Raw genomic sequence first — 1314 nt, 5'->3', positions numbered from 1 at the left:
ACCATGAGGGCGGTGGCGATCTGCCCGGAGGCATCGAAAGGCGTGGCGAGGGCGGCCGAAAGGCCAAAACGTGATGTCACCGGGAGTCTCCGAAAAGAAGTTCGAAGGCAGTGATATCTCACTAACATGTCAGTTGTAAATCTGGTTGGTGCGTTTTTTCTGTCCCCGGATGACGTGGGCGAATCTTCTTGCTGGGAAGCGAACAGCGTCACACCGGAGGTGTCGGTCAGACAGAAGAATCCCCAAACACCAGCGAAACATGTCCTCCCGCATGGCGTTCTAGCCGGCCGGCGAGGTCGAGTTCCAGCAGCACCATGAACACTTGGGCCGGGTGCAGGCCAGTGTGGCGGATGATCTCGTCGACCGAGACGGGCGTCGGGCCGAGCGCCTCGATGACTCGGGCGCGATCGCTTTCGCCGGGCGGTGGTGCGGCCAAGAAGTCGGGCGGCTCTTCGAACGGCGGCACGTCGGGCGCCCGCATGCCGGTCAGCGGCGCGATTGCCCTGGAAATATCCGATGCCTCGGTGACCAGGGTGGCGCCATCCTTGAGCAGGCCATTGGCGCCGGCGGCGCGTGGATCGAGCGGTGAGCCCGGTACAGCGAAGACCAGTCGGCCCATTTCGCCGGCAAGCCTGGCGCTGATCAGGGACCCAGAGCGTTGCGCTGCCTCGACCACCACCAGCCCAAGGACCGCACCCGCGACAAGGCGGTTGCGGCGCGGAAAATCCTGAGCGCGCGGCTGCCAGCCGAACGGCATCTCCGAAATGATGGCGCCACGCTCGGCAATCTCTTCGCACAGGCCTGCATTTTCAGGCGGATAAGGCTGGTCGAGGCCGCCGGCCAGCACGCTGATCGTGCCGGTCGCAAGACTGCCCTGATGCGCCGCTGTGTCGATGCCGCGCGCCAGGCCGGAGACGATTGCGTAGCCGTCGCGGCCGAGGTCGGCTGCCAGCATGCGCGCCATCTTGATGCCGGCCAGCGACGCGTTGCGTGCCCCGACTATGGCGACACCCGGCAGCCGGAAAACAGCTGCGTTGCCCTTTACCGCCAGCAGGGGCGGCGGATGATCCATGTTGCGCAAGAGGGGTGGGTAGTCTGCTTCACCGATGCCGACAAAGCGGGCGCCGGCCTTTCCAGCTGTTTCCAGTTCGGCCTCGGCCTCGGCAACGGACGGGATGCGGGCGATCCGGATGGCGCCGCCCGAAATCATCAGTTCCGGCAGTATTTCAAGCGCCGCTTCGGCTGAGCCGAAGCGGTTGATCAGGTCGCGAAAGGAGGCAGGGCCGACATTCTGGGTGCGGATCAGTCGTAGCC

1 protein-coding gene is annotated in these 1314 nt (G+C 65.1%); it reads right to left on the bottom strand.

The window, feature by feature from the left end; genetic code table 11:
* Positions 1 to 226: 226 nt before the first annotated feature.
* Positions 227 to 1314, bottom strand: a 1088-nt coding sequence (gene dprA / locus EN994_RS31845) for a DNA-processing protein DprA (RefSeq protein WP_127308172.1), incomplete at its 5' end; no start/stop codon positions are given.

Source organism: Mesorhizobium sp. M7A.F.Ca.CA.002.09.1.1, from assembly GCF_003998555.1.
Lineage (GTDB): Bacteria > Pseudomonadota > Alphaproteobacteria > Rhizobiales > Rhizobiaceae > Mesorhizobium > Mesorhizobium ciceri.
Note: the sequence above shows the minus strand (reverse complement) of the source record. Positions and strands in the feature narration are given on the sequence as shown.